Source organism: Longimicrobiaceae bacterium, assembly GCA_035936415.1.
Taxonomy (GTDB): domain Bacteria; phylum Gemmatimonadota; class Gemmatimonadetes; order Longimicrobiales; family Longimicrobiaceae; genus JAFAYN01.
The window spans coordinates 1-2,037 of the sequence record DASYWD010000548.1; the positions used below are offsets into that span (position 1 = coordinate 1).

The window sequence follows — 2,037 nt, forward strand, 5'->3', positions numbered from 1 at the left end:
CCCTGGCGGTCGTGCTCCTCGCGGCGCCGGCGCTCGCCGCCGCACCCGCCGCCGCACAGCTCCCCCTGGGCGCGCAGCTCCTCTCCCCCGTGGCCGTCTTCGGGGGCCCCGCCGACCCCGCGGACCCCGGCCTCCTGATCCCGGTGGAAGGGGTGGAGCCGGACGAGCTGCGCGACACCTTCCACGCCGACCGCTCCGGCGGGCGCGAGCACGCGGCCATCGACATCCACGCCCCGCGGGGCACGCCGGTGGTCGCCGCGGCGGACGGGACGATCCTCCGGCTCCACTCCGGGGCGCGCGGCGGGATCGCCGTCTACCAGCTGGGGGCGGACGGCCGCACCCGGTATTACTACGCCCACCTGGACCGCTACGCGGAGGGGCTGGAGCTGGGGGACCGGGTGCGCCGCGGCGAGGTGATCGGCTACGTGGGCGACACCGGGAACGCCGCGCCCGGCGACTTCCACCTCCACTTCTCCGTCGTGGTGCTGGAGGACGCGCGCCGCTGGTGGGAGGGCGCCGCGCTCAACCCGTACCCGCTCCTGCGAGCCTCGGCGCGCCGCGCCTTCGGCATCGCTCCCCGCTCCCCCGCTGCACGCTCCGGGCTCCCATGACGCACTGGACCCTCTGGCTCGCCTTCCCCGTGTGCCTGTGGCTCGTTCACCACACCCTCCTGTCGCTCAGCCGCCTGGTGGAGCCGCGCTGCCCCCGCTGCGGGGGGCGACGCTGGACACAGGGGCCGGGAGGGGAGCTGGCCTGCGCCTCGTGCCCGCCGGTGCGGGAGCAGCTCGAGATGGAGCTGGCGGCGTGAGCCGCCCGCTCTCCGCCTGAGCCCCGCCGTGTACACCCTCCTGCGCTGGATCGTGGAGTGGAAGGCCCGGCGCCGGGGGGCGCAGGTGATCGTCTTCGACGGCGGCTCCGAGGTGGAGCGCTCGCGGGCGTTCTTCCAGGGGCTCTGCGTGGGGGGCGGCGCCGTGCTCCTGGTGGGGATCCTCACCGCCCCGGCCCTGTCCGACCCGGGGCTGCGCGCGGAGGCGGAGCGCCGCGGCGTGCTGCTGGCGGAGGCGAGCCGCCGCACGGAGGAGGCGGTCAGCATCACGGCGGCCTGCCTGCAGACGGCGCAGACCATGCGCGAGACGCTGGAGGGCTACCGCGAGATCGTGGAGCGGTACCCCGGCGTGGTGCGCGGGCGGTAGCCGCGCGGGGGGCTGCCCCGCGAGCCGTGCGTCACCCGGCCTGGACGGCGGCGCCTCCCGCTTCGTCCGCCCGGGCCTGCTCCAGGTTGAGCATCACCAGCGTCTCGGAGATGGAGCGCGCCGTCTCCGGGGTCAGGCGGGGGAGGGGCTCCGGGGCGCCGTCCTCCGCGCCGGGCTGCGCCCCCACCACCAGGAGCGGCTTCCCCAGCGCGCGCGCCAGGCCACGGACCCGCCCCGCGTGGTACGCCGTGGTCACCACCAGGTCCGTGCCTCCCAGCTCCCGGGCGAGCGCCTCGTCGCCGGCGAGCGCCTCCGGGTCCAGAGCGACGCACTCCAGCCCGAACGGCTCGCCCACCTCCGCGCAGAGGGCCAGGCGGCGCCCCGCGTCCGACTCCACGCAGGCGCAGCGGAGGCGCGCGGACGCCGCGGAGCGGCGCAGCAGCTCCGGGAGCGCGGTCACCCGCATCCCCCGGAGCCAGCTCTCCGCCAGCACCCCTGCGAGCCAGGCCGCGTCGGCCGTGGCCGGGCCCTCGCGCCACTCCTGCCGGCCCACGTACACGCCCGAGCGGTCGCGGACCACCAGCGCCCCCTCCTCCACCAGCGTCCGGTAGGCGCGCGCCACCACCTTGTGGTTGAGCCCCGTGGCGCGGGCCACCTCCCGGATCCCCGGCACCCGGTCTCCCGCGCACACCCGCCCCAGGTACACCGCGGCGGAGAGCGAGGCGCGGAGCGCGCCGCTCAGCCGCTCCGCGGACGTGCGCGGCTCGGCGGAGGCCGACCCCTGCAGCTCCGCCAGGAGCGCCCGGCCCCACGCCTCCGCCTCCTCGCCGGAGCGCCCCTGCGG

4 protein-coding genes are annotated in these 2,037 nt (G+C 77.9%); 3 read left to right on the plus strand and 1 reads right to left on the minus strand.

From position 1 onward, the window contains the following. From VGR37_22070 to VGR37_22080, 3 genes are all read left to right on the plus strand, one after another. Positions 1–611 (plus strand): M23 family metallopeptidase (locus tag VGR37_22070; GenBank protein ID HEV2150100.1); only part of this gene is annotated, 611 nt, incomplete at its 5' end. Continuing rightward, entirely contained in the window at positions 608–808 is a 201-nt protein-coding gene (locus VGR37_22075) for a hypothetical protein (GenBank protein HEV2150101.1), read from the plus strand. The genes VGR37_22070 and VGR37_22075, both read left to right, overlap by 4 nt. 28 nt (positions 809–836) lie before the next feature. Then, positions 837–1,193 carry a hypothetical protein gene (locus VGR37_22080; protein ID HEV2150102.1) on the plus strand — a complete coding sequence of 119 codons (357 nt, stop codon included), beginning with the start codon at positions 837–839 and terminating at the stop codon, positions 1,191–1,193. A 31-nt stretch (positions 1,194–1,224) separates the two neighbouring features. Here VGR37_22080 and VGR37_22085 read toward each other — a convergent pair. Then, positions 1,225–2,037 (minus strand): GntR family transcriptional regulator (locus VGR37_22085; GenBank protein ID HEV2150103.1); only part of this gene is annotated, 813 nt, incomplete at its 5' end.

What these genes read in the sequence shown, in the direction of transcription:
- VGR37_22075 (HEV2150101.1), top strand. Translation starts at nt 608, where the DNA reads ATGACGCACTGGACCCTCTGGCTCGCCTTCCCCGTGTGCCTGTGGCTC.